Below are 23663 nucleotides of genomic sequence, written 5' to 3' on the forward strand. Positions count from 1 at the left end.
GTCCCTTCGCGAGTGGGCCAAGCGTCAGCCCCGGTGGAGCCACCCGGCCAGGTCGGCGGGCACCAGCGAGGCCACCCGCCGGTGGTAGTGGTCGATCGCGGCGGCGTCGAGCACGTCACGCCACTGCCCGCTGGTGCCCGACCGGAAGAACGCCTTGTTGCTGCGCCACAGCTTCGCGTCGACGCCGGGAGCCAGCTCGTCGGCGCGGTTGCGCATGCGGTCGAACGTGGCCGCCGCGGCGAGCTGCTCGATGCGCCGCGACGAGATCGACAGGGCGTCCGCCAATCGGCGCAGCTGGCCCGGCAGGTCGGCCTGGAGGTCCGCGTAGTGGAACAACGCCACCCGAGGCTCGTCGCGGTGGTCCCAGAACGTCCGCACGTGGTGGACCAGGTTCGCCAGGCTCACGCCGAACGTGTCCGACGACGGCGTGGGTTCCGCGTCCACCCACCGCCGGAACCGGTCGAGCGGGTCGGCCGGCGGCGGGGCGAGGACCTGGAGGCCGCCCGCGGTGATGGCGTCCGGGTGGATGTTGGCCACCGCGTGGTCGAACGACAGCATCGCGTCCCGCCCGTCACGGCCGACGCACACGTACGTCACCCCCGGCGCGGACGGCAGGCCGTCGAGCGGCGTGTGCGTCTTGACGAACCGCCGGTGCTCCTGGCTCTCCAGCGCGGCGAGGATCGCCTCGGTATCGTACGTCGTCGCGTCCAGCCACGGGGAAATCTCCGTGAGCGGCCGGGGCAGCTCGGCGGTGCCGAAGACCAGCAGCGCGCACAGCATCTGCAGCCACGTCGTGCCGCACTTCGGCGGGGTGCTGAGCACGATGTCCCCGGCGCGGAACCGGAACCGGTCCCACAACGCGCTGTCGGACACCACTGTGCGATACCGCCGCAACCCGCCCATTTCCGGCTCCCCGCCTGGTGAGCCGCCAGAATCCCACGGTCCCGGTGCGCGGGCTATCCGCGAGCCGGGGGAATCACCAGGCCGGCGTGAACTTCACCGGCAGCGCCGCCAGCCCGCGGAACAGCGGTGACGGCCGCCAGGCCAGTTCGCCGGCCGGCACCGCCAGCCCGACGTCCGGCAGCCGGTCGAGCAGGACTTCGATCGCCGCCTCGGCGATGACCTTGGCGATCTCCTGGGCGGCGTACGGGCACCGGTGTTCGCCGTGGCTGAACGACAGGTACGCCTGGTTGCCGGTCGAGGCCTGCGGCACCGGCCGGACGAGCGGGTCCTGGTTGGCCGCGGCGAGCCCGAGGATGAGCAGGTCGCCCTTGCGGATCTGCCGGCCGCCCAGCCCGAGGTCGTGGACGGCGAACCGGCCCGGGAAGTTCTGCGTCGGCGTGTCCTCCCAGAGCACCTCGTTCAGCGCCTGGCCGACGCTGCGGCGCCCGCCGGACAGCGTCATCGCGAAGCGGTCGTCGGTGAGCATCAGCCGCAGGGTGTTGCCGATCCAGTACGCGGTGGGCAGCTGGCCCGCGTTCATCAGGTGCAGCAGGTCCTCGGTGATCTCCTCGCCGGCGAGGCCGGCCGGGTGGGCCAGCAGCCGCGAGGTGACGTCCGGCCCGGGGTCGCGCCGCTTGGCTTCGACCAGCCGCCGCACCTTGTCGCGGACGCGCGCGTACGCCTCGTTCGCGCCCTCGCCGGCGGCGTGCGTCCGGTAGACGTCCCGGACCAGGTCGGCGGTTTCCGCGTCCGGCACACCGATCATCCGGGCCACGACGGGCAGCGGGATCCCGTCGGCGTACTGGGTGATCAGGTCGGCCTCGCCGCTGCCGGCGAAGGCGTCGACGAGCTGGTCGGCCACCTGCTGGGCCCGGGCGCCCAGCTCGAACTGGTCGACGGCGCCGAGGGCCTCGTCGAGCGCCTGGGCCCGCCGCCGGTGCTCGGCGCCCTCGGCGAACATCATCGTGGGCTGGTGGGCCAGCAGCGGGAGCAACGGCCAGTCGGGCGGGACGCGGTCCCAGGCGTTCCAGCGCCGCGAATCGCGCCCGAAGACCTCCGGATTGCTGACTACGTACTGCACTTCGCGGTACCCCAGGACCAGCCACGCCGGCACGTCCCCGTCGAGCAGCACCGGGGCCACCGGCCCGTGCGTGCGCCGCATCTCCGCGTAGAGATCCGCCGACGTCTGCTGGAAACCCGGCCCGGACAACGGGGTGGCGAGGGCGGGCGGAGGGGTGCTCATGAAGTGGTCTCCCGGGCGGCGGACAGGGCGAAGAGGTGGTGGACGAGGGAGAGCAGGACGGTCTTGCTGGACTCGCGCCGGCGGGCGTCGCAGTCGATCAGCGGCACGTCGGGGGACAGGTCGAGGGCCTGGCGCACCTGGTCGAGGGAGTGTTCCGGCTCGCCGAAGTTGTTGCGCGCCACGATGAACGGCGTCCCGTGGTGTTCGAGGCGGTCGATGGAGTACCAGGAATCGGCCAGCCGGTGGGTGTCCACCAGCACGACGGCGCCCAGCGTCCCGGCGAACAAACGGTCCCAGAGGAACCAGAACCGCTCCTGGCCAGGGGCGCCGAACAGGTACAGCACCATCCGCTCGTTCAGGCTGATCCGGCCGAAGTCGAAGGCGACCGTGGTGGTGGTCTTGCCGGGCGAGGCGCCGTCGTCGATCCCGATGCCCGCCTGCGTCATGGTTTCCTCGGTGCTGAGCGGGCGGATCTCGCTGACCGACCGGACCATGGTCGTCTTGCCGACCCCGAACCCGCCGACGATCACGATCTTCAGCCCGTCCCGGGCGGTGCTCGGCAGCGGGGTCCGGACGTCCTGGTCAGAGCTTCTGCAGTCCAACGAGTACCTGCTTCAGGGTTTCGAGATCGGGCAGATCGGCGGCGGCGGGAGCCGAGGACGGGTGGCGGGCGGTGACCCGGCCGGTGTCGAGCAGGTCGCACAGCAGGATCTTCACGACGCTCACCGGCAGGCCCAGCTCCGAGGCGACCTCCACCATCGCCGTCGGGTGCCGGCACAGGTGCAGGATCCGGACGTGCTCGGACTGCATGCCCGGCACCGGATCGCCTTCGCTCACGATCAGCGTCACCAGGTCCAGCGCGCTCTCGTTCGCGCGGCTGCGCCCGCCGGTGACGGTGTACAACCGGTCCGGGTCCTCGCGGTGGAGGTCTTGCCGGCTCATGTCACCCGGCCGCCGTCGGCTGCTGGGGGCGGGCCGGCGCGGTCAGGTACTCGCCGAGCTGCTCGACGAGCTCGTTCATGTTGTGGCCGATGAGGCCCACGTCCGCGTCGTCGTCGGCGATCACGGCGAGGTGGGCGCCTTCGCCGGCTTCCACGATGAACAGCATCCCGCCGTGGAACTCGGTCATCGACTGGCGCACCCCGCCGGTCCCGTCGCCGAATTCGATGGACGTGCCGTACGCCAGGCTCTGGATGCCCGAGGCGATGGCGGCCAGCTGGTCGGCCTGGTCGACGGTGAGCCCGCGGGTGTGGCAGAGCTTGAGGCCGTCCTTGGACAGCACCAGGGCGTGCCGGGTACCCGGCGTCTTGCTCCGGAGGTTCTCCAGCAGCCAGTCCAGGTCGTGGTCCGTGGTGTTCATCGGCTGTCCTCCGAGGAAGCAGAAGGGCGGGTTCCCCGGCCGGCCGCGTGGAACGCGCTGAACTTCGCCCCGGCGTCGGCCCGGGCGGGCGCGGGACTCGGCGCCGGTGGCGGTGGCGGCTTGGGCGCGGCGGCCAGCGTCTGCCCGCGACGCCGCTGGGGCAGCCCGGACGCGGCACTCTCCACTGTGGACACCGGTGCGGCGGCCACGGCCACCGGTTCGGGCTTCTCGACCGGCGGCGCGACCGGCGGGGTGTCCGGTTCGGCCTGGGTGATCAGGAGCCGCGGGATCAGCACGACCACGCCGGTGCCGCCCCGCGCGGACGGCCGGAAGTGCACGGTCAGGCCGTGCTTGCGGGCCAGGCACCCCACCACGGCCAGGCCCAGCCGGGTCCCGGACAGCGTGGTCAGGTCCAGCGGTTCGGAGGACACCGCCCGCACCGCCCGCTCCAGCGCCGCGGGCCCCATCACCAGGCCGCTGTCCTCGATGGTGACCACCACGCCCGCGTGCACCTCCTCGACGTACACGTGCACGTCCTCCGAGGGAGGGGAGAAGCTGGTGGCGTTGTCCATCAGTTCGGCCAGGGCGTGCATGACGCCTTCGGCGGCGTACCCGGCGACCGCGACGGTGCTGGTCGAGTGCGTCCGCACCCGCTGGTAGGCGCTGATGCGCCCCATCGCGCCGCGCAGGATGCTCTCCATCACGATCGGCTTGGTCCAGCGCCGGCCGGACCGCGCTCCGGTCAGCACGGCGATGCTGTCCGCCAGCCGGCCCGCCTGCGCGGTGCTGTGGTCCAGTTCGAGCAGGTCGCCGAGCACGGTTTCGTCGTGGCGGCCTTCCATTTCGCGCAGGTCGGCCAGCATGCTGGTGGCCAGCGCCTGGACGCGGCCGGCGGCGTTGGCGCAGGCCGCCATCGTGGCCGCGCGCATCCGCTCGCCCCGGCTGATCTCCTGCGCGACCGTGGCCAGGAGCCGCCGGTGGGCCCCGTCGATCGAGTCCGGCACTTCGGCGAGCGCGGTGTCCGCCGACGCACCGTCGCGCACCCGCTGGACCAGGGCGGGCACCGTGTCGTCGGCGAGCCGGACGGCTTGGGCGTCCAGCGCCTCGATCCGGCTCCGGTACCGGCGCGCCGCCTGCGCGAAGTGCGCGGCGAGCGTCACCGCCGCGCACACCACCGCCGCGGCCACCCCGCCGGACCAGGCCACCAGCGTCCGGTCCGCCCCCGGCACCTCGGTTGTCAGCCACCACCACGCCGCACCGGTGACGACGACGGCGACCGGCAGGACGTAGCGGGCGGGTAACTGCACTGACATCGATCAGGTCCTCGGGGGCGGTCGGAGACAGGACAACGGCGCGCGGCACCGGAGATTCCGGGCTGCACCGGGGTTTCGAGCGGATTTCACGGAATGGGCAAGCGGGAGCGGCGCCAGGGCGAGGACGACCCTAGCGCCGATCTTTCCCGTCCGTAAGAGTCAATCTTCTCCGGCAGGAATTTCGCCGGTCTTCGCCGTTTCCGGAAAGTCAATTACCGACGCGCCGGGAAACGGCCGGGAAACGGGGTACCGCCCTTTTACTGTCCGAAGTGGACGAACTGGGCCCACTTGCCCGGCTCGTAGGGTGACTCGTCCCGCAGCCGCTTCACCACGGCGTGCAGGGCGGCCGCCGTGCCCGCCGGGTCGAGGGTGCCGTCCGGTCGGGCGAGGGATCCGTAGATGCCGGCCGTGACGGTGGCCGCCGTTTCTTCGCCGATGGCCCACAACGTCGAGACCACTTGGCGGAACCCGGCGATCTGGAGCGCCGCGGCCAGGTGGCCGGCTTCGTCCGGCGCGGCCGCGTCGGGCATCGCGGTGTGGCACGCCGACAACACCGCCAGCTGGGCGTCGCCGAGGTCGAGCCGGCTGATGCCGGTGGTGGTGAGCGGGCCGTCGGCGAGGAACAACGCGGCCTCGCCGTCCGGGGTCGTGCCGCCGTGGCAGGCGAAATGCGCGCACGAGTACTCCGTCAGCCGGTTCGTCACGTTCCGGACGGTCGCTTCCGCGCCGGCCAGGATCGCGCTGCCGGCGGCGAACACGCTGACCATCTCGGCTTCGTGGACGGCGCCGGGCAGATCGGGCAGGCCGGTGACGTAGGCGGGACGGCGCTCGCAGGCGACGGCGAGCGGCCGGTGCGGGACCGGCCGCGCCGGGCGGCGGGCGTGCCGCAGCGCCCGGATCGTCGGCGTGCTGGAGGAGACCACGCGGTCGAGGACGGTCCGGCCGGGCTCGTCGTCCGGGTCGTGGTACCCGGCGGCGTGCAGCGGGCTCAGCGCGAGGGGACCGGTGGGGCACCACCACAGGCGCGACCCGGGCGGGACCCGGATCTCGTCGAGCACCGGCTCGGCCACGGTGTCCCACAGCCATTCCAGGTAACCCAGCAGCAGCTGCTCCCGCGGCCCGGAGGAAAGCCCGCCGGTGCCTTTCTGCGCGGTCGCGGCGAGGTAGGCCCGGGTGCGGTCGTGCGCTTCGGCGTGCGTCAAGCCGTCCAGCGGGATGACGTGGCTGCCGTCCGGGGTCAGCACGATGGCGTCACAGCGGATCCGGCTGACGTTCACCAGCACGACCGGACCGGCCGCCGAAGACTTCGCGAGTTCCGCGAACGGCGTCGGACGCAGGAAGCCGGCGAACCCGGGCCGGGTCCGGATATCGGCGACGATCGCGTCCCACTCGGCCGCCGCGGCCCGCCGGTCCGGGGCGTCCGGGTCCACCGCGCTCAGCCGCTCGGCCAGCTCGGGGTGGGCCGCCCGCAGCCCGGTCAAGTCGGCGCGGCGGTCCAGGACCTGGCTCCACCACAGGGAACGGCCGTGCTCCAGCAGTTCGACCGCCCGCTCCGGCCGGCCCGCGGCCAGCGCCGCCGCGGCCGCGTCACCGGCGAGCCCGGGCCACTGCGCGACGAGCTTCCCGCGGTCGGTCGCGGACAGCCCGCGCCACACCAGCTGCGGCAGGAGTTCCACGGCCTGCTCGTAGAGGCCGGCGACTTCGCCCGCGTCGTCACCCCGGCCGGCGCGCAGGTCCGCGAGCGTCACCAGAGCGCGCATCCGGTCGAACGACCGGCCTTCCGGCAGGGCCGAGAGGACCGCGATGGCGTCGTCCGGACGGCCGAGCGCGGTGTAGGCCTCGGCGAGGCCCTGGAGTGCGATCGTGTGCAGCGGCGCCTCTTCGCTCGTCGCCGCGCGGACTTCCGTGAAGGCGGTGACGGCGTCGAGCAGGTCCTGCCGGCCGGTGTTCAGCTGCCCGCGGTCGCTCAGCGCCAGGCCGGCGTTGAGCAGGGCGTGGACGTCGTACTCCTGACGCAGCGCGGCGTCGAGGTGGTCGATCGCCGCGTCGAGGTCCGCCGGCTCGCCGGTGGCGAGGAAGCGCTGCCGCAGCCGGTTGCCGAGGTTGGCCCGGGCGTTGGCGATCCGCAGGGGCCCGGCCGTCGCGACCGCCCGCTCGCCGACGGCGATCGCCTCGTCGAGGTCGTGCCGCCGCCCGAGGTGGCTGTAGCGGTAGAACAGCGCGCTGCCCAGGATGTGCAGGCTGGTGGTGCCGTGGGCGTCGTCGAGTTCGACGCCCCGGCGGGTGAGCGTGACCGCCTCGTCGAGATCGGCGCTGTCGCGATCCCGCAGGAACCGGTTGACCAGCGCGGCGGCGAGGTTGCCCAGCTCCTCGAGGACGTCGGCCGGGCCGTCCACGGGACGGCCGATCGCGGCGCGCTGCAGGTCGATCGCGGCGTCCAGCTCGGCGCGGTCGCCGGTGAGCTCGTAGCGGAGCATGAGCGCGGGACCCAGCCGGGTCTCGATCAGCCACCGGCGCGGGTGCCCGGCCGGCACCGCGGCCAGCAGGGCCTCGCCGTCGGCGCAGATCCGGTCCAGCAGGGCGTGGTCGCGGGTCTGCTGGTACTCCCCGAGCAGGCGGGAGAGCCGGTTGCCGTGGCGCACCAGCTCGGCCGGGTCGCCGGCCACCCCGGCGGGCGTGCTCCGCGGTTCTTCGGGGCCGGCGACGTACTCCAGGGTGACGCCGGGCGGCGGCTCGTACTGCCGCACCGGACCGCGCGCTTCCAGCACGCTCGCCAGCCCGCGCTCGGCCGCGGCGCGCAGGTCCGCGTCCGGCGCGTGCTCGACGGCCTGCCGCAGGTAGTGCGCCGCCGTGTCGAGGTCGGCGACGTCGCCGGTCGACTCGTGGCGCTCGCGGTAGAGCCGGCCGATGTTGTGCACGGTGATCGTCCAGACCTGGTGCCCCGGCGGGTAGACGTCGAGGACCTGGCGTTCGGCCTCGAGGAAGGCGTCGAGGGAGGCGCGGGTCCGCTCGTGATCGTGCCGGAGGCGGCGGACGTCGGCCGCCACGGTGAGGAAGGGACGGCGGTTGCCGTCGTCCGGCGGGCACCGCCGCAGGGCCCGGTCGATCTCCTCCTCGGCGGCACCGAGGAGGGCGACGTCGCCGGTGGCCTCGATGTGGTGGATCAAGGCGGTGCAGCGCAGCGCGCCGATTGCCGCGCGGTCCGGGTGGTCGGCCGGAAGCGCCACCAGCGCCCGCTCCAGCAGTTCGCTCACCAGGCCGAAGAGGTGGACCGCGCCGGTCGACCCGGCCAGCAGGTGCAGTTCCCGGGTGGCGAGCACCGACTCCTCGGCGCGGGAGCGGTCGCCGGTGAGCACGCCCAGCCGAAGCGCGCTTTCGGCGATCGCGGCCAGCGAGAACGGGACCAGATCGGGCTGGTCCGCCCGCACGAGCGGCAGCAGTTCGCGGTAGTGCTCCAAGGCCCGGCCGAGGTCCGGCACCGAGCCGGTGGCCTGGTGCCGCCGCATCCGCGCGTCACCGAGGAACATCAGGGTCGCGGGCCGCTCGGGCGCGTCGGGGGCGCACCGCTCGAAGGCGGCCGTGCCCGCGGCGATCGCCTGCTCGAGGGCGGCGAGGTCGCCGGACTCCTCGAAGGTGGCGAGCCACCCCTTGCCCTCCCACAGGGCGCCGCCGACGAAATCGTCGTCCGCCTGCCCTTTCCGCCGCCCGAACACTGGCGCCCCCTCGCGACCGGTTGGCCACCGATGGTAGTGCGGATGGCTAGACTCCGTGATCGTCCGACGTCGGAAGGGGGGAACGCGGTGGACTCCGAAGCCGATCACCTGGCGCTGTGGTGCCTGCTGCTGCCCGAGCTGCGGACGGCGGCGCGCCGGAGCGGGGTGCTCGACCGGCTCGACCGCGACGCCGATCGGGTGAAACAGGGCGGCCCGGCGAAGACCGCGCTCAAGAAGTGGGGGCCGGTCGGGCCCGACGGCGCACCGCGCAGCTGGGCGGACCGGCCGGCGCTCGGGATCGCGGCGCTGCCGGGCGGGGGCCGCGCGCCCGGCGTCGGCGCGGGGGAGTACGGCTGCCCGCTCGACCGGTGCGCCCGGGTGGCCACCCGGGACGAGAACGGCCACCCGCCGCGCTGCGCGGCCTTCGACGCCTCGATGCGGCCGAAGTGACCGGCTTCCTGACCGAGGTGGGGAAACGCCTCGGCAACCGCTGGGTCACCGCGATCCTGTTGCCCGGCCTGCTCCTGGTCGCCGTGGTCGTCGCCGCGTCCACGCTGGGGCACGCGCACGCGTTCGCCTTCTCCCGGCTGTCCGCCCGCGCCGAGTTCTCCGCTCCGCCCGCGCGGCTGGTCGTCCTCGCCGCCGTGGTGCTCGCCGCCGCGGGCCTGGCCGGCACCGCCGCCGGCGGCCTGGGCAGGCTGGTCCAACGCTGGTGCCTGCGCGAGCGGTTTCTGACCGGCGGGCTGCTCCAGCGGACCCGGTGGTCGCGGCGGAGCCGGGCGCTGGCCGCCGCGGACCGGGCCGGCACCCCGGTCGTGCCGGCCTACCTGCCGCAGCGGCCGACCTGGCTGGGCGACCGGGCCCGGCTGCTCGAAGTCCGGGTCCGGGCGCAGTACTACGTCAGCGCGGCCCTGGTGTGGCCCCGGTTGTGGCTGCTGCTGGACGAAGACGCGCGGCGTCCGATCACCGACGTCCGCACCCGCTACGCCGAGGCCGCGACGCTGGCCGGCTGGGGTCTGCTGTACCTCGTCCCCGGCGTCCTGTGGTGGCCGGCGCTGCTGGTCGCCGCGGGGGTGCTGCTCACGGCGTGGAGCCGGCTGCGCGAAACCACGGCGGAGTTCGCCGAATTGGCCGAGGCGGCGATCGATCTGCGGCTGCGGGACCTGGCCGAGAAGCTCGGTGTCCCGCTCGGTGCCGAAGTGGGGCCGGCGGAGGGCCGGTCCCTCGACGACCTCCTCGGCAAAGCCGGCTGAGACGTCTGCAAAGGACCTACGGATGGGACTGTTCTCCAAGCGCCCCAAGGCCTGGCCCGCCGACCTCGAACGCCGGGCCCGGGCCGCGGGCGCGATGTTCGACGCCGGGCAGTTCGCGGCGGCGGAGCTCAGCCTGACTTCCCTCTTCGCCGACTGCGAGACCGCGGCCGGTCCGGACCACCCGGGCACCCTCGCCGTGCTCGACCTGCTCGGCTCCACCCAGTTCCGGCGGGAGCGGCTGCCCGAGTCCGCCGTCAGCCACCGGGAGGCGCGCCGCCGGGCGGTCTCGGCGCTCGGGCCCGACCACCCGGAAACCCTGAAGTACGGCCACAACCTCGGCTGCACGCTGTCCGTGCTGCGGGCGTGGGACGAGGGCCTGCCGGTGCTGCGGGACGTGGTGAGCCGCCGGACCCGGAAACTGGGGGAGCGGCACCCCGACACGATCGACACCGCCAAGACCCTGGGGGCCGCGCTCTACCTGACCGGCGACAAGCAGGCGGCCGCGGTCACCCTCCAGGCGGCGTACCACGCGGCGCTGAAGGCGTTCGGAGCGGATGACCCGTTGACGCAGGAAGTGGCGCACAACCTGCAGATCGTGCTGCGCAACCTGTGACCGGTTCTCCTCGAACCGATTCGACGGCGTCGGCGATGCCGGTGTAATTTTCCCCTCTTCTTCCTTGACCCGGCTACCATCCTGGGCGAGTCGATCCGGCGAACCGGTTCGACCACCCGTGGAGAGGACGCCGATGTCCGGCTCAGCGCACCAGGTCCCGAAGCCGTTCGCTCTGCTCGTCACCCTGCTCGCCGTCCTGGCCGGCGTGCTGGTGCCCGCGGACCCGGCGCACGCGGCGGCGAACACGTTCACCCTCGGCGTCACGCGCACCGACACCGCCGGCCGCCCGCTGCAGCTGCACGGCCTCGGCATCGTCAAGGCCGGGAACACCTGGTACGGCTTCGGCGAGGACAAGACCGGCCAGACCACGGCGAACACCGCCTTCCAGGACATCCCCTGCTACACCTCGACCGACCTGGCGAACTGGACCCACCAGGGGATCGCGCTGGCGAAGCAGAGCAGTGGCGACCTCGGCCCGAACCGGATCGTCGAGCGGCCCAAGGTCCTCTACAACGCCGCCACCCGGACGTACGTGATGTACCTGCACATCGACAGCACGAGCTACTCCGACCAGCGGGTCGGGGTGGCCACCAGCCCGACGCCCTGCGGCCCGTACAGCTACCGCGGGAGCTTCCAGCCGCTGGGCAACCAGAGCCGCGACATCGGCCTGTTCCAGGACACCGACGGAACCGCCTACCTGCTGAGCGAGAACGCCGGCCGCAGCCTCCGCATCTACCGGCTGTCCGCGGACTACACGTCGGTGGCGAGCGCGGTGGCGACGCTGCCGAACTACGAATCCCCGGCCGTGGTCAAGGTCGGCGGGACGTACTACCTGCTGGCCTCCCACCTCACCGGGTGGGCCACCAACGACAACGTGTACGCGACCGCGACGTCGCTCGCCGGGCCGTGGTCGCCGTTCCGCACCTTCGCGGCGACCGGCACGAACACCTACAACAGCCAGACCGCCAACATCATCACCGTCCAGGGCAGCGCGGCGACCACGTACCTCTACGCGGGCGACCGCTGGACGGGCAACGCCATGGGCAATTCGCCGCTGATCTGGCTGCCGCTCACGATCCGCGGCACGACGGTCAACCTCGGCCAGTACCCGAGCTGGAACCTCGACGCCGACGCGGGGACGTGGTCGGCGAACTCGGGGTTGCCCGGCGACGGGACGCACGTGCTGAAGAACGCCGGCAGCTCGCAGGTGCTGGACGCCTCGGGCGCGTCGACCGCGACGGGCGGCAAGATCATCCAGTGGCCCGCGCACGGCGGCACCAACCAGCAGTGGCGGTTGACGAAGGTCGCCGACAACGTCTTCACGCTGGTCAACGTCAACAGCGGGCTGTGCCTCGACGTGCCGGACGGGTCCACCGCGAGCGGAGTCCAGCTGCAGCAGTGGACCTGCACCGGCGGCGCCGGCCAGCAGTGGGCCGCGGATCTGGTGGGCAGCCTCACCGGCAGCCAGTACGTCCTGGTCAACGTCGGCAGCGGCCTGACGATCGGGGTGTCCGGGTCTTCGACGGCGAACGGGGCGCCGGTCGTCCAGCTCGGCGGGACGGGCGCCGCGAGCCAGGTGTGGACGGTCTCCTGAACCGGCCGCGGTTGTGTTAGCGTGCACACCGCCCGGCTGACCCTCGGGTGCGGTCCGTTGTGGACTGTCCGGCGGTGCGGGAGGTGCGGTGCGCGGACGCGTGGTGCTCGGGACGATCGTGGCGTTGCTCGCGGTGGTTGCGACGGTCGTCGTCCTGGTCGCCACCCGGACCGGCGGCACCGCGCCGGCCGAAGCGGCGAACCGGGCGGACGCCGCCCCCGCGATCGGCACGGCCGTCACCTCCACGCCCCCGGCGTCGACCCCGGCCACCACCACGACTCCGCCCGCGACGACTTCGACGTCGTCCAGTGCCGCGGCTCCGACGTCGGTGGCCGCGCCGCTCGCCGGGCGGATCAAGCCGGGCGTGTCCCACTCCGGCGTGGCCACCTTCTACGACACCGACGGCACCGGCGCGTGCGGCTTCGACGCGAGCCCGGATCCGTTGAACGCGGCGATGAACGTCGCCGACTTCGAGGGTTCCCAGGCGTGCGGGGCGTACGTCCAGGTCCAGGCGGGTGGCGCGAGCGTGACGGTGCGGATCACCAACCTGTGCCCGGCGCCGTGCCGGGTCGGGCAGGTGGACCTGAACCCGAAGGCGTTCGACCGCCTCGGGGCGCGCAACCTCGGCGAGATCCCGGTCACCTGGAAGCTGGTGAGCTCGCCGTCGCCGAAGCAGATTTCCCTGCGCTACAAGGACGGCTCGTCCCAGTACTGGTGCGGGATCCAGGTGCTCGACCACCGCAATCCGGTGGCCCGGCTGGAAGTCCGCGCGGGCAGCAGCTGGAAACGGCTGCAGCGCACCGACTACAACTACTTCCTGTCGGAGAACGGTGCCGGGTGCGGCGGGCCGGTCGCGATCACCGACGTCTACGGCGAACGGCTGGTCCTCGACCCGCTGCCGGTCCAGCCCGGGGTCGGCCAGCCGGTGCACCGGCAGTTCGCGCAGCACTGACTCGTAGCGTCTTCAGTCCTCTTCGGCGGTCGCCGACAGGAAGGCCGCGAGGTCGTCGGTGAACCGCAGGAGCAGGTCGTAGAAGGTGCGGCGGTCCTCCGGTGCCCAGCCGGACAGGGCGTCGCCGAACCAGCCGAGCAGGGTGGCGATGTAGCGATCGGCGATCTCGGCGCCGTCGGGGGTCAGCTCGACCAGCCGGGCCCGCCGGTCGTCGGGATCGGCCAGGCCGCGCACGAGCTGCCGTCGTTCGAGCACGTGCAGGTGCCGGGTGACGTGCGGGCCGGCGACCTGCATCCGGTCCGCGATCTCGCCGACGCGCAGCGCCTTCCCGGTCATGTGCAGGGCGAGGATGATCGACAGCCCGGGCCGGTCGAGGTCGGCCCCGATCCGCCGCATCGCGCGTTCGCCGAGGCCGCTGCGGTTCATCAGGTTGCCCAGCTGCATGAGCCGGGGCAGCACGGCACGCAGTTCGCCGGCTTCTGTGTCGGCCATCACACCTCTTAGATAGCTAACTTAGGTATATAGTCGGTCTGGTCGGGGGTTGATCACGAGCATTGTCGCACCCCGGATTTAGATACCTAACTTAGCTATCGGAGGCGTCATGCAGCGAGTGTTGATTTCGGGGGCCAGCATCGCCGGCCCGGCGCTGGCCTTCTGGCTGCGGCGGGCCGGGTTCGCGGTCACCATCGTGGAAAAGGCGGCCGAACTCCGGACCGGCGGCTATCCCATCGACGTCCGCGGCACGGCGCTGGACGTCGTCGAGCGGATGGGGATCCTCCCGCGCCTGCGGGACCTGCACATCTCGACGCGGCGGCTGACGTTCCTCGACGCCGACGGCGCGGAAATCGCGTCGCTGGCCCCCGAAGCGATCATCGGGGGTGCGGACGGCGAAGACCTCGAGATCCGCCGCGGCGACCTCATCCGCACGCTGTTCGACCTGGTGCGCGACGACGTCGAGGTCCGCTTCGGCGACACGATCGAGACCCTCACCGAAGACGGCGAGGTGACGTTCCGCAGCGGCCACCGGGACACGTACGACATCGTGATCGGCGCCGACGGCCTGCATTCCTGCACCCGCGAACTCGTCTTCGGTGACGAAGCACCGTTCCACCACTACCTCGGCTATTGCTTCGCGGGCTTCACCATGCCCAACGACTTCGGGCTGTTCCGGGAGGGACTCGCGTGGAGCAAGCCGGGGAAGGGCGCGGCGCTGTACGCGGTCCTCGACAGTGAAGAGGTGCACGGGTTCCTGGTCTCGGCCCGGCCGGAGCCCCCGCTGGAGGCGTTCCGCAACCCGGAGGCCCAGCGAGAACTGATCGCCCGCACCTTCGCCGGCGACGGCTGGGAGATCCCGCGCATGGTGGCGGCGATGCGCGAGGCCGACGACCTGTTCTTCGACGTGATCAGCCAGATCCGCATGCCCCGCTGGTCGGCCGGCCGCGTGGTCCTGGTCGGCGACGCGGCCCACGCGCCATCGTTTTTGACCGGCCAGGGCACGAGCCTCGCCCTGGTGGGTGCCTATGTGCTTGCGCACGCGTTGGCGGTGTTCCCGGACCATGCGGCGGCGTTCGCGGCGTACGAGAGCCGGTTGCGCGGGTTCGTGGAGGCCAACCAGGGACTGGTGAGCGAGGGCCAGGCGACCTTGTTCCCGGCAACGGCGGAAGCGTTGGAGGCCCGCAACGCGGCGCTCAGGGGGTTGACCACGGCGCCGCCGGCGGTGGCTCGGCCGGAGCACTCGGCGCTGGTGCTGCCGGACTTCCCGGTGGCGGTGCGGTGAGGCGGCCGGTCGTGGATCGGCCTGGCCGGCCGGCGGGCCGGGTGCCGGGGCACCCGATCGGCACCCCGCACCCGCCCGCCGGCCGGCTCAGCTCGCCGGGATGAGCAGGATCGGATAGGTCCGGGGGACCACGCACAACGCCGTCGTGGCGAACATCGCGAGCGAGCTGCCGATGCACCTCTCCGCCGGGACGCTCTCCGCCTGAGCCGAGGCCGATGGCGTTGCCGATACCGGTGCGGCGGCCGAAGCGCCGGTGAGGACTCCGGTCGTCAACGCCAACGCACCCAGCGCGGCCGTGATCCGTCGCATGGTGATCCTCCTGTCGTAGAGCCGGTTTGCGATGGCGGGAGGCTGCCCCCGAAGCCCGGCCGGTGAACGGGATCGGCGCCGATCGCACCGGTCCGGGTGACCCCCACCCGCACCCCGCCAGCCACGGCCGGGCGGATCGGCGGGCCGCCGCGCACCAGTACGCTGAGGCGAATGAGCACGGTATCCACCCCGGAGCAGTCGATGGTCGAAACCCGGCACCAGACCCGGCTGCTGACCCTGCTCCGCGACGACGGCCCGATGTCGCGGGTCGAACTGGGCGAGCGCCTGGAACTGCCGCGCGCCCGGGTGGGCGCCGAGGTCGCCCGGCTCGCCGAGGTCGGGCTCGTCGAAGCCGCCGGGCCGTCGGCCAGCCGGGGCGGGCGGCGGTCCACGCTCGTGCGGCTCGCGGGGGAGCTGCGGGTGCTCGCCGTCGACGTCGGGGCGACGTCGGTCGGCGTGGCCGTCACCGATGCCTCGTGCGAGGTGCTCGCGCACGCCGTCGAGGACTGCGATGTGCGGCAGGGCCCGCACCCGGTGCTGCGGCGGGTCGCCGAGCTCGCCGCAAAGGTCCGGGACGAGGCGCCCGGCCGGTTGATCGCCGCCGGGATCGGGCTGCCGGGGCCGGTCAGCTTCGCCGAAGGCATGGCCGTCGCGCCGCCGATCATGCCCGGCTGGGACCGGTTCAACGTCCGCGACCACCTCGGCGGGCTGTGGGGCTGTCCGGTCGCGGTGGACAACGACGTCAACGCGATGGCGCTCGGCGAGCGGCACGCCGGGGTCGCGCGCTCGACCGACGACCTGATGTTCGTCAAGATCGGCACCGGGATCGGCTGCGGGATCGTGCTCGGCGGCAAGGTCTACCGCGGGGTCGCGGGCACCGCGGGCGACATCGGGCACATCCGGCTCGACGACTTCGGCCCGACCTGCGCGTGCGGCGAGGTCGGCTGCCTGGAGGCCTACTTCGGCGGGGCCGCCCTCGCCCGTGACGGGCTGGCCCTGGCCCGCAGCGGCCGGTCGGCGCACCTGGCCGAGGCGGCCGCCGAACGCGGGGTCGTCACCGCCCGTGACGTCGGCCGGGCCGCCGCGGCCGGCGACTCCGGCGCGGTCAATCTCATCCGCGACGGCGGGCGCCGGCTCGGCCAGGTCATCGCCTCGCTGGTCTGCTTCATCAACCCGGGCATGGTGGTGATCGGCGGCGGGGTGGCCCAGCTCGGGCACCAGCTGCTCGCCGAGGTCCGCAGCGCGGTGTACCGGCGCTCGCTGCCTCTGGCCACCGGAAACCTGCCGATCGTGCTGTCCGAGCTGGGCGAGACGGCGGGCGTCATCGGGGCCGCCTGGTCGGCCACGGATCGCGCATTCACGCTCAGCAGCTGAGCAATCAGATAACCGAGCGTTGCTGAACGCGTCCACAATGTAACGTCAAGATCGGACAGACTTTCGTACGCATCGAGCGAAAGTCTGTCCGGTTTCGCACGTCTATCCGGGTGAAAACCCGACTAAACGCACCCGCATCACCTTGACGAGTGATGCCAGTCACCCTACTTTCGCTGCCTGAGCGACAAAGTGCGTTCAGTAGCCAGCGCAAGATGGGGGCACCGTGGCCGTCACCGGAACGAGGCGAGCCGGTTCGGCGAGCCCGCGTACGGCGAACCTGGCCGCGGTCCTGCGGGCACTGCGCACCGGCCCGCTCTCGCGCACCCAGCTGGCGGCCCGCTGCGGCCTCCCCAAGTCCGCGGTGCCCGGCCTGCTCACCGAACTCGCCGAGCGCGGCCTGGTCCGGCCCGCCGGGGTCCGCCCCGGCAACGGGCGGCCGAGCCGGCTGGTCGAGCTGCACGGCGAAGACGCGTACGCGCTGGCAATGGGTATCGAGGCCGACCGGCTCTCGGCCCGGGTCACCGACCTGTCCGGCCGGGTGCTGGCCGAACGCGCCGAGACCGTCGACGTCGCCGCGCTCGGGCTCCAGAGAACGATGGACGAGCTCGGCCGGCTGGCTCACTCGGTCCTGCCCGGGCCGCCGGTCGGCGTCGCGATCTCGGTGCCCGGCCTGGTCGACTCGGCCGCCGCCGTGCTGCGGTTCGCGCCCGCGCTGCGCTGGCGGGACGCCGAAATCGCCGGCCTCATGGCGGCCCGGCTGGGCGTCCCCGCCGCCGCCATCGCCGTGGACAACGACGCCAACCTCGGTGCCCTCGCCGAATCGGTCGCGGGCACCGGCACCGAGGTCTTCTACCTCGGCGGCGGCACCGCCGTCGGCGGCGGGTTCGTCTCCGGCGGCACGATCCTGCGCGGCGCGCGCGGCTTCGCGGGCGAGGTCGGGCACATCGCCGTCGACCCCTCCGGCGAACGCTGCTCCTGCGGCCGGACCGGCTGCCTGGAAACCAAAGCGAGCCTCGCCGCCGTCCTGCGCGCGGCGGCGGCCCCCGGCGACCCGCTGCACGATCCCGCCGACGGCGTCGAAGGCCGCGTCGCCCGGCTCACCGACCGCATCCGGCTGGGTGACCAGCGCGCGGTGACAGCGGTCCACGAACTCGGCGTCGCGCTCGGCATTGCCCTGTCCACGGTGGTCGACGTGCTCGACCCGGACGTCGTCGTGCTCGGCGGCTACTTCGCGGAACTGGGGGAGTGGCTGGTCGAACCGGTCCGCGTCGAACTCGCCGCCCGGCCGCTCGGCCAGGCGCGGGTCGTGGCGTCCGGGCTCGGCCTGCAGGCGCCGCTGCGGGGTGCCGCGCACGTGGCGGCCGAGCGGCTGTTCGCGAACCCGACGCTCGCCGAGGAGGCCACGGTATGACCCTGCTGTCCGTCCGCGGGATCGTGAAGACCTTCCCCGGCGTCCGCGCCCTCGACGGCGTCGACCTCGACGTCGAAGCCGGCGAGGTGCACTGCCTGCTCGGCCAGAACGGCGCCGGGAAGTCGACGCTGATCAAGGTCCTCTCCGGCGCGCACCAGCCCGACACCGGCGAACTCACCTGGCAGGGCGAAGCGGTGACGCTCGGCTCGCCGGTCGACGCCCTGCGCCTGGGCATCGCCACCATGTACCAGGAACTCGACCTCGTGCCCGGGCTTTCGGTGGCGGACAACATCTTCCTCGGCCACGAACGCGCCCGCTTCGGCTTCACGCGCATCTCCCAGGCCCGCGACGAAGCCGCCCGCCTGATGGCCCGGCTCGGCCACCCGGACATCCGGCCGTCGACCGAGGTCGGCAAGCTGTCGGCCGCCGGCCAGCAGCTCGTCTCGATGGCCCGCGCGCTGGCCCACGACGCCCGGCTGCTCGTGATGGACGAACCCACCGCCGCGCTGGCCGGCGAGGAGGTCGACAACCTCTTCCGGATCGTCGGCGAGCTGACCGCCGACGGCGTCGCGGTCGTCTACATCTCCCACCGCCTGGAGGAGCTGCGCCGGATCGGGCACCGGGTGACCGTGCTCAAGGACGGCCGGACCGTCGGCACCGGCCTCGACGCCCGCGAGACGCCGACCGCCGACCTGGTCGCGCTGATGGCCGGCCGCAAGGTCGAGACGGTCTTCGGGCCGCGCCACGACGGGCACGCGAAACCGGAGACCGCGCTCGCCGTCGAGAACCTCACCCGGCACGGCGAGTTCGAGGACGTGAGCTTCACCGTCCACGCCGGCGAGGTCGTCGGCATCGCCGGCCTGGTCGGCTCCGGGCGCAGCGAGCTGCTGGAAACGATCTTCGGCGCCCGCAAGGCCGACCGCGGAACCGTTGCGGTCCAGGGGAAGCCGCTCGCTCCCGGCGTCCGGGCGGCGGTCAAGGCGGGCATCGGCCTCGCGCCCGAGGAGCGCAAGAGCCAGGGCCTGCTGCTCGACCTGCCGGTGGTGCACAACGTCACCCTGGCCAGCCTCGGCCGGTACGCGAAACTCGGCTTCACCGAGCGCGCCCGCGAACTGGACGACGCCGGCGCCAGCCTGCGCCGCCTCGACCTGCGACCCGCCGACCCGCGGCGGATCGTCCGCACGCTGTCGGGCGGCAACCAGCAGAAGGCCGTGCTCGCGCGGTGGCTGGTCCGCGGCTGCCGGGTGCTGCTGCTCGACGAGCCGACGCGCGGTGTCGACGTCGGCGCCCGCGCCGAGCTGTACCGGCTGATCGACGAGCTGGCCGCGACCGGCGTGGCGATCGTGCTGGTGTCCAGTGAAATCCCCGAGGTGCTCGGGCTGTCCGACCGGGTGCTGGTGCTGCGCGAGGGCCGGGTCCTCGCCGACCGGCGCTCCGCCGGGCTGACCGAGGCCGAGGTGCTCGACGTGATTCTCGAGGGGAGCGCGGCATGACCGAAACCCAGGCACCGCCCCAGGAAGCGCTGCCCGCCGAACGGAAGCGGTTCACCTTCTCCGCCGACCCGCGGCTGCTCGGCCTGGCCGGGGTGCTCGTCGTCCTGTGCCTGGTCGGCCAGTTCACCCGGCCCGAACTGTTCTTCACCGAAAGCAACATCTCGACGATCCTGCGGCTGGCCGCCGCGATCGGCGTGGTCAGCGTCGGGATGACGTTCGTGATCATCAGCGGCGGCATCGACCTGTCGGTCGGCTCGATGGTCGGCCTGGCCGGCGTCTGGCTGACCACGCTGGCCACGCAGTCGTACGGGCCGTTCGTGATGGTCCTCTGCGGACTCGCGGTCGGGCTCGGCTGCGGGCTGATCAACGGCGTCCTGGTCGCCTACGGCAAAGTCGTGCCGTTCATCGCCACCCTGGCGATGTACGTCTCGGCCCGCGGGCTCGCCGAGCGGATCAGCGGCCGCCGCACCCAGGTCGTCACCGACCAGGACTTCCTGGCCTTCTTCCGCGGCGGCTTCCTCGGCATCCCGACGCTGATCTGGCTGTTCGCGCTGGTCTTCGCGGTCGGCTGGGTGGTGCTCAACCGCACCACCTTCGGCCGCCGGACGTACGCGGTCGGCGGCAACGCCGAGGCGTCCCGGCTGGCCGGCATCAACGTCAAGCGCCACCTCGCGCTCGTCTACGGCGTGGCCGGGCTCTGCTGCGGGATCGCCGCGCTGATGGTCGTCGCGCGGACGACGGCGGGCGCGTCGACCAACGGCATGTTCTACGAACTCGACGCGATCGCGGCGGTGGTCATCGGCGGCACGCTGCTGACCGGCGGCCGCGGCTCGCTCATCGGCACCCTCGTCGGCGTGCTGATCTTCACGGTGCTGTCGAACATCTTCACGCTGAACAACCTGGACACCGACATCCAGAACATCGCCAAGGGCGTGATCATCGTGCTCGCCGTGCTCTTGCAGTTCCGGGCCAGGAAAGCCAGGACCGGTCCGTAGAAATCACCGATGGAGGTCAACATGGCCGAACAACCCTTCCTCGGCCGCCGGGGATTCCTGCTGGGCGGGGCCGCCGTCGGCGCCGGCGCGCTGCTGGCCGGCTGCACGTCGAACACGCCCGCGAACTCGGAGTCGAACGCGCCGGTCGCCAACGCGGGCAACAACGCCCAGCCGGGCAAGCCGATCACCATCGGCTTCTCCGCACCGGCCGCCGACCACGGCTGGATCGCCGCGATCACCAAGAACGCCAAGGCCCAGGCGCAGAAGTTCAGCGAGGTGAAGTTCAACGCGACCGAAGGCACCAACGACGTCAACCAGCAGATCTCCCAGGTGGAGACGCTGATCAACGCGAAGGTCGACGTCCTGGTCATCCTGCCCTTCGACGGCAAGGCGCTCACCGCGGTCGGCCAGCAGGCGATGGACGCCGGCATCCCGGTGATCAACCTCGACCGCGTCTTCGACACGCCGCTGGCGTACCGAACCTGGATCGGCGGCGACAACTACCGGATGGGCGTCAACGCGGGCAACTACATCGCCGCGGAGCTCAAGAAGAAGAACGTCGCGAACCCGGTCATCGGCGAGGTCGCCGGGATCGACTCGCTGCCGCTGACCCAGGAACGCAGCAAGGGCTTCAAGGACGCGCTGGGGCGCGCCGGGTTCAGTGTGGGCCCGCGCGTGTCGGCGCAGTTCACGTCGGAGTCGGGCGAGCAGCAGACGGCGAACCTGCTGCAGGGCGCGCCCAAGCTGGACGCCCTGTGGAACCACGACGACGACCAGGGCATCGGCGTCAACGCGGCGATCGACACCGCGGGCCGCAAGGAGTTCATCATGGTCGGCGGCGCCGGCTCGAAGAACATGATGAACCTGATCAAGGCCGACTCCTCGCCGATCAAGGCGACCGTGCTCTACAGCCCGTCGATGGCCTCGACCGCGGTCGCGCTCGCCCGGCTGCTCGGGCAGGGCAAGGGGATCGGCGACCTGGCCGAGCACGACATCCCGGCCGAGATCACCACGTACTCGGCGGTCGTGACCAAGGAGAACGTCGACCAGTACCTCGACGTCGGCTTCGACTCCTGACCAGAGTCTTCCGCGGCCTTCGTGAGTGGTAAGGCGGGTTAGAACCCGCTTTACCACTCACGACCCACTACGAAACGCAAGGAGGGGTATGAGCCCGGCACGGGAAACGATCGGGATCGGGATGGTGGGCCACGCGTTCATGGGTGCGGTGCATTCGCACGCGTGGCGCAGCGTCCACCGGTTCTTCGATCCGCCGCTGGTGCCGCGACTCGCCGTCCTCGGCGGCCGGGACGAGGCCCGGGCCAAGGCCGCCGCGGAGAAGTTCGGCTGGGACGACGTCGAAACCGACTGGCGGAAGCTCGTCGCCCGGGACGACGTCGGCCTGGTCGACGTCTGCACCCCGGGGGACAGCCACGCGGAGATCGCCATCGCCGCGCTGGCGGCCGGGAAGCACGTGCTGTGCGAGAAACCCCTGGCCAACTCGGTCGCCGAAGCCGAAGCGATGGCCGAGGCGGCGCGGCGGGCCCGGGAACGCGGGGTACGGGCCATGGTCGCGTTCAACTACCGCCGGGTGCCCGCACTCGCCCACGCCCGGAAACTGGTCGAGGGCGGGGCACTCGGCGAGATCCGGCACGTGCGGTCGGTGTACCTGCAGGACTGGCTGTCCGACCCGCAGGCGCCGATGACCTGGCGGCTGCGTCGCGAAAGCGCCGGTTCGGGAGCGCTGGGCGACCTGGGGGCGCACATCGTCGACGCGGCCCAGTTCGTCACCGGCGAGCTGATCACCGGCGTCTCGGCGCTGACGAACACCTTCGTCAAGCAGCGGCCGGCCGAGACCGGCGGCACCGACGACGTCACGGTCGACGACACCGCGGTGTTCCTGGCCCGGCTGTCCGGGGGCGCGGTGGCGACCTTCGAGGCGACCCGGTTCGCGCTGGGCCGCAAGAACGCGATGCGGCTGGAGATCAACGGCTCGAAGGCGAGCCTGGCGTTCGACTTCGAGTCGATGAACGAACTCCAGTGGTACGAGGGCACCGGCACCGAAGCCGGGTTCCGGCGCATCCTCGTCACCGAGCCGCAGCACCCGTACGTCGGTGCGTGGTGGCCGCCGGGGCACCTCCTCGGCTACGAGCACACGTTCACCCACGAGGTCGCCGACCTCCTGGACGCCATCGGCGCGGGCACCGACCCCGCGCCGGGCTTCGACGACGGCCTGCGCGTCCAGCGGGTGCTGGACGCCGTCGAGAAAAGCGCGGCCGCGGAAGCGACTTGGACACCGGTGGAGGAGAAATGAGCCGTCCCGTCACGTTGTTCACCGGCCAGTGGGCCGATCTGCCGTTCACCGAGGTCTGCAAGCTCGCCTCGGAGTGGGGCTACGACGGGCTGGAGATCGCCTGCTCGGGCGACCACTTCGAGGTCGACCGGGCACTGTCCGAAGAGGACTACGTGCCGGGGCGGCTGCGGCTGCTCGCCGAGCACGGCCTCAAGGTGTGGGCGATCTCGAACCACCTCGTCGGGCAGGCCGTCTGCGACGACCCGATCGACCAGCGGCACCAGGCGATCCTGCCGTCCCGCATCTGGGGCGACGGCGAAGCCGAGGGCGTCCGGCAGCGGGCGGCGGCCGAGATGGCCGACACCGCGCGGGCGGCGGCGAAGCTCGGCGTGGACACCGTCATCGGCTTCACCGGCTCCAAGATCTGGAAGTACGTCGCGATGTTCCCGCCGGTCTCGCGCGCTGACATCGATGACGGCTACGCGGACTTCGCCCGCCGGTGGAACCCGATCCTGGACGTCTTCGACGAGGTCGGCGTCCGGTTCGCGCACGAGGTCCACCCCTCGGAGATCGCCTACGACTACTGGACGACCCAGCGCGCGCTGGAGGCCGTGGAGCACCGGCCGGCGTTCGGGCTGAACTGGGACCCGTCGCACTTCGTCTGGCAGGACCTCGACCCGGTCGGGTTCATCCTCGACTTCGCCGACCGGATCTACCACGTCGACTGCAAGGACACCCGCAAGCGCTTCGACGGCCGCAACGGACGGCTCGGGTCGCACCTAGCGTGGGCGGACGCGCGGCGGGGCTGGGACTTCGTGTCCGTCGGCCACGGCGACGTCCCGTGGGAGGACTGCTTCCGGGCGCTGAACTCGATCGGCTACACCGGCCCGATTTCGGTGGAGTGGGAAGACGCCGGGATGGACCGGCTCCGCGGCGCGGCGGAGGCGGTGAAGTACGTGCGCGCGCACCTGTTCGACAAGCCGTCGGCGGCCTTCGACGCGGCTTTCAGCAACCAGAAATGAGGGAGTTCC

Annotated in this window: 22 protein-coding genes; 13 read left to right on the forward strand and 9 right to left on the reverse strand. The window is 72.5% G+C overall.

Annotated elements, in window-relative coordinates; all coding sequences use genetic code 11:
- Positions 1 to 24: 24 nt before the first annotated feature.
- From ACWEF6_RS14965 to ACWEF6_RS14995, 7 genes are all read right to left on the reverse strand, one after another.
- Positions 25 to 903, reverse strand: coding sequence for a sulfotransferase domain-containing protein (locus tag ACWEF6_RS14965; protein ID WP_449683434.1), 879 nt, complete (start codon positions 901 to 903; stop codon positions 25 to 27).
- A 73-nt stretch (positions 904 to 976) separates the two neighbouring features.
- A complete protein-coding gene (locus tag ACWEF6_RS14970; RefSeq protein ID WP_449683435.1) occupies positions 977 to 2185 on the reverse strand; it encodes a cytochrome P450 in 1209 nt (402 codons plus the stop codon).
- Positions 2182 to 2715 (reverse strand): GTP-binding protein, encoded by a 534-nt coding sequence (locus tag ACWEF6_RS14975; RefSeq protein ID WP_449683490.1) that lies wholly within the window; start codon positions 2713 to 2715, stop codon positions 2182 to 2184. The genes ACWEF6_RS14970 and ACWEF6_RS14975 overlap by 4 nt, the downstream gene beginning before the upstream one ends.
- 52 nt (positions 2716 to 2767) lie before the next feature.
- Complete coding sequence (locus tag ACWEF6_RS14980) at positions 2768 to 3127, reverse strand: DUF742 domain-containing protein (RefSeq protein ID WP_310969732.1); 360 nt, start codon at positions 3125 to 3127, stop codon at positions 2768 to 2770.
- A gap of 1 nt (position 3128) precedes the next feature.
- A complete protein-coding gene (locus ACWEF6_RS14985; RefSeq protein WP_310969733.1) occupies positions 3129 to 3545 on the reverse strand; it encodes a roadblock/LC7 domain-containing protein in 417 nt (138 codons plus the stop codon).
- Positions 3542 to 4858 (reverse strand): sensor histidine kinase, encoded by a 1317-nt coding sequence (locus tag ACWEF6_RS14990; RefSeq protein ID WP_449683436.1) that lies wholly within the window; start codon positions 4856 to 4858, stop codon positions 3542 to 3544. The genes ACWEF6_RS14985 and ACWEF6_RS14990 overlap by 4 nt, the downstream gene beginning before the upstream one ends.
- A gap of 257 nt (positions 4859 to 5115) precedes the next feature.
- Entirely contained in the window at positions 5116 to 8571 is a 3456-nt protein-coding gene (locus ACWEF6_RS14995; RefSeq protein ID WP_449683437.1) for a CHAT domain-containing protein, read from the reverse strand.
- A gap of 87 nt (positions 8572 to 8658) precedes the next feature.
- On the opposite strand from ACWEF6_RS14995, the gene ACWEF6_RS15000 reads away from it, so the two are divergent.
- The 5 genes from ACWEF6_RS15000 to ACWEF6_RS15020 all read left to right on the forward strand — a co-directional run bounded on the left by ACWEF6_RS15000 (position 8659) and on the right by ACWEF6_RS15020 (position 12983).
- Positions 8659 to 9021 carry a hypothetical protein gene (locus ACWEF6_RS15000; RefSeq protein ID WP_449675502.1) on the forward strand — a complete coding sequence of 121 codons (363 nt, stop codon included), beginning with the start codon at positions 8659 to 8661 and terminating at the stop codon, positions 9019 to 9021.
- On the forward strand, positions 9018 to 9824 hold the full coding sequence (locus ACWEF6_RS15005) for a hypothetical protein (RefSeq protein WP_449683438.1): 807 nt from the start codon (positions 9018 to 9020) through the stop codon (positions 9822 to 9824). Before ACWEF6_RS15000 ends, ACWEF6_RS15005 begins: the two co-directional genes overlap by 4 nt.
- Positions 9825 to 9846: 22 nt before the next feature.
- Positions 9847 to 10437, forward strand: a complete 591-nt coding sequence (locus tag ACWEF6_RS15010) for a tetratricopeptide repeat protein (protein ID WP_449683439.1) — start codon at positions 9847 to 9849, stop codon at positions 10435 to 10437.
- Between the two features lie 133 nt (positions 10438 to 10570).
- Positions 10571 to 12031, forward strand: a complete 1461-nt coding sequence (locus ACWEF6_RS15015) for an RICIN domain-containing protein (protein ID WP_449683440.1) — start codon at positions 10571 to 10573, stop codon at positions 12029 to 12031.
- Between the two features lie 88 nt (positions 12032 to 12119).
- On the forward strand, positions 12120 to 12983 hold the full coding sequence (locus tag ACWEF6_RS15020; protein ID WP_449683441.1) for an expansin EXLX1 family cellulose-binding protein: 864 nt from the start codon (positions 12120 to 12122) through the stop codon (positions 12981 to 12983).
- Between the two features lie 12 nt (positions 12984 to 12995).
- Here ACWEF6_RS15020 and ACWEF6_RS15025 read toward each other — a convergent pair whose 3' ends face one another.
- Entirely contained in the window at positions 12996 to 13475 is a 480-nt protein-coding gene (locus ACWEF6_RS15025; protein ID WP_449683442.1) for a MarR family winged helix-turn-helix transcriptional regulator, read from the reverse strand.
- Between the two features lie 109 nt (positions 13476 to 13584).
- On the opposite strand from ACWEF6_RS15025, the gene ACWEF6_RS15030 reads away from it, so the two are divergent.
- Positions 13585 to 14760 carry an FAD-dependent monooxygenase gene (locus tag ACWEF6_RS15030; protein ID WP_449683443.1) on the forward strand — a complete coding sequence of 392 codons (1176 nt, stop codon included), beginning with the start codon at positions 13585 to 13587 and terminating at the stop codon, positions 14758 to 14760.
- Between the two features lie 87 nt (positions 14761 to 14847).
- On the opposite strand, the gene ACWEF6_RS15035 is transcribed toward ACWEF6_RS15030, so the two are convergent.
- A complete protein-coding gene (locus ACWEF6_RS15035; protein WP_449683444.1) occupies positions 14848 to 15069 on the reverse strand; it encodes a hypothetical protein in 222 nt (73 codons plus the stop codon).
- A 201-nt stretch (positions 15070 to 15270) separates the two neighbouring features.
- Here ACWEF6_RS15035 and ACWEF6_RS15040 point away from each other — a divergent pair, with 201 nt between their 5' ends.
- From ACWEF6_RS15040 to ACWEF6_RS15070, 7 genes are all read left to right on the forward strand, one after another.
- The gene (locus tag ACWEF6_RS15040) at positions 15271 to 16443 is read left to right on the forward strand and encodes an ROK family transcriptional regulator (RefSeq protein WP_449683491.1); all 1173 of its coding nucleotides are present in this window, start codon (positions 15271 to 15273) and stop codon (positions 16441 to 16443) included.
- A gap of 223 nt (positions 16444 to 16666) precedes the next feature.
- Complete coding sequence (locus tag ACWEF6_RS15045; RefSeq protein WP_449683445.1) at positions 16667 to 17854, forward strand: ROK family protein; 1188 nt, start codon at positions 16667 to 16669, stop codon at positions 17852 to 17854.
- A complete protein-coding gene (locus ACWEF6_RS15050; RefSeq protein WP_449683446.1) occupies positions 17851 to 19347 on the forward strand; it encodes a sugar ABC transporter ATP-binding protein in 1497 nt (498 codons plus the stop codon). Before ACWEF6_RS15045 ends, ACWEF6_RS15050 begins: the two co-directional genes overlap by 4 nt.
- Entirely contained in the window at positions 19344 to 20342 is a 999-nt protein-coding gene (locus ACWEF6_RS15055; protein WP_449683447.1) for an ABC transporter permease, read from the forward strand. The genes ACWEF6_RS15050 and ACWEF6_RS15055 overlap by 4 nt, the downstream gene beginning before the upstream one ends.
- Positions 20343 to 20363: 21 nt before the next feature.
- A complete protein-coding gene (locus ACWEF6_RS15060; RefSeq protein WP_310969748.1) occupies positions 20364 to 21419 on the forward strand; it encodes a substrate-binding domain-containing protein in 1056 nt (351 codons plus the stop codon).
- 88 nt (positions 21420 to 21507) lie between these two features.
- Complete coding sequence (locus ACWEF6_RS15065) at positions 21508 to 22653, forward strand: Gfo/Idh/MocA family protein (protein WP_449683448.1); 1146 nt, start codon at positions 21508 to 21510, stop codon at positions 22651 to 22653.
- Positions 22650 to 23654, forward strand: coding sequence for a sugar phosphate isomerase/epimerase family protein (locus tag ACWEF6_RS15070; RefSeq protein WP_449683449.1), 1005 nt, complete (start codon positions 22650 to 22652; stop codon positions 23652 to 23654). The genes ACWEF6_RS15065 and ACWEF6_RS15070 overlap by 4 nt, the downstream gene beginning before the upstream one ends.
- Positions 23655 to 23663 lie beyond the last annotated feature (9 nt).

This window comes from Amycolatopsis sp. NPDC004772 (genome assembly GCF_053601215.1).

What these genes read in the sequence shown, in the direction of transcription:
- ACWEF6_RS14965 (WP_449683434.1), bottom strand. Translation starts at nt 903, where the DNA reads ATGGGCGGGTTGCGGCGGTATCGCACAGTGGTGTCCGACAGCGCGTTG.
- ACWEF6_RS14970 (WP_449683435.1), bottom strand. Translation starts at nt 2,185, where the DNA reads ATGAGCACCCCTCCGCCCGCCCTCGCCACCCCGTTGTCCGGGCCGGGT.
- ACWEF6_RS14980 (WP_310969732.1), bottom strand. Translation starts at nt 3,127, where the DNA reads ATGAGCCGGCAAGACCTCCACCGCGAGGACCCGGACCGGTTGTACACC.
- ACWEF6_RS14985 (WP_310969733.1), bottom strand. Translation starts at nt 3,545, where the DNA reads ATGAACACCACGGACCACGACCTGGACTGGCTGCTGGAGAACCTCCGG.
- ACWEF6_RS14990 (WP_449683436.1), bottom strand. Translation starts at nt 4,858, where the DNA reads ATGTCAGTGCAGTTACCCGCCCGCTACGTCCTGCCGGTCGCCGTCGTC.
- ACWEF6_RS15010 (WP_449683439.1), top strand. Translation starts at nt 9,847, where the DNA reads ATGGGACTGTTCTCCAAGCGCCCCAAGGCCTGGCCCGCCGACCTCGAA.
- ACWEF6_RS15015 (WP_449683440.1), top strand. Translation starts at nt 10,571, where the DNA reads ATGTCCGGCTCAGCGCACCAGGTCCCGAAGCCGTTCGCTCTGCTCGTC.
- ACWEF6_RS15025 (WP_449683442.1), bottom strand. Translation starts at nt 13,475, where the DNA reads ATGGCCGACACAGAAGCCGGCGAACTGCGTGCCGTGCTGCCCCGGCTC.
- ACWEF6_RS15030 (WP_449683443.1), top strand. Translation starts at nt 13,585, where the DNA reads ATGCAGCGAGTGTTGATTTCGGGGGCCAGCATCGCCGGCCCGGCGCTG.
- ACWEF6_RS15035 (WP_449683444.1), bottom strand. Translation starts at nt 15,069, where the DNA reads ATGCGACGGATCACGGCCGCGCTGGGTGCGTTGGCGTTGACGACCGGA.
- ACWEF6_RS15040 (WP_449683491.1), top strand. Translation starts at nt 15,271, where the DNA reads ATGGTCGAAACCCGGCACCAGACCCGGCTGCTGACCCTGCTCCGCGAC.
- ACWEF6_RS15050 (WP_449683446.1), top strand. Translation starts at nt 17,851, where the DNA reads ATGACCCTGCTGTCCGTCCGCGGGATCGTGAAGACCTTCCCCGGCGTC.
- ACWEF6_RS15055 (WP_449683447.1), top strand. Translation starts at nt 19,344, where the DNA reads ATGACCGAAACCCAGGCACCGCCCCAGGAAGCGCTGCCCGCCGAACGG.
- ACWEF6_RS15060 (WP_310969748.1), top strand. Translation starts at nt 20,364, where the DNA reads ATGGCCGAACAACCCTTCCTCGGCCGCCGGGGATTCCTGCTGGGCGGG.
- ACWEF6_RS15065 (WP_449683448.1), top strand. Translation starts at nt 21,508, where the DNA reads ATGAGCCCGGCACGGGAAACGATCGGGATCGGGATGGTGGGCCACGCG.
- ACWEF6_RS15070 (WP_449683449.1), top strand. Translation starts at nt 22,650, where the DNA reads ATGAGCCGTCCCGTCACGTTGTTCACCGGCCAGTGGGCCGATCTGCCG.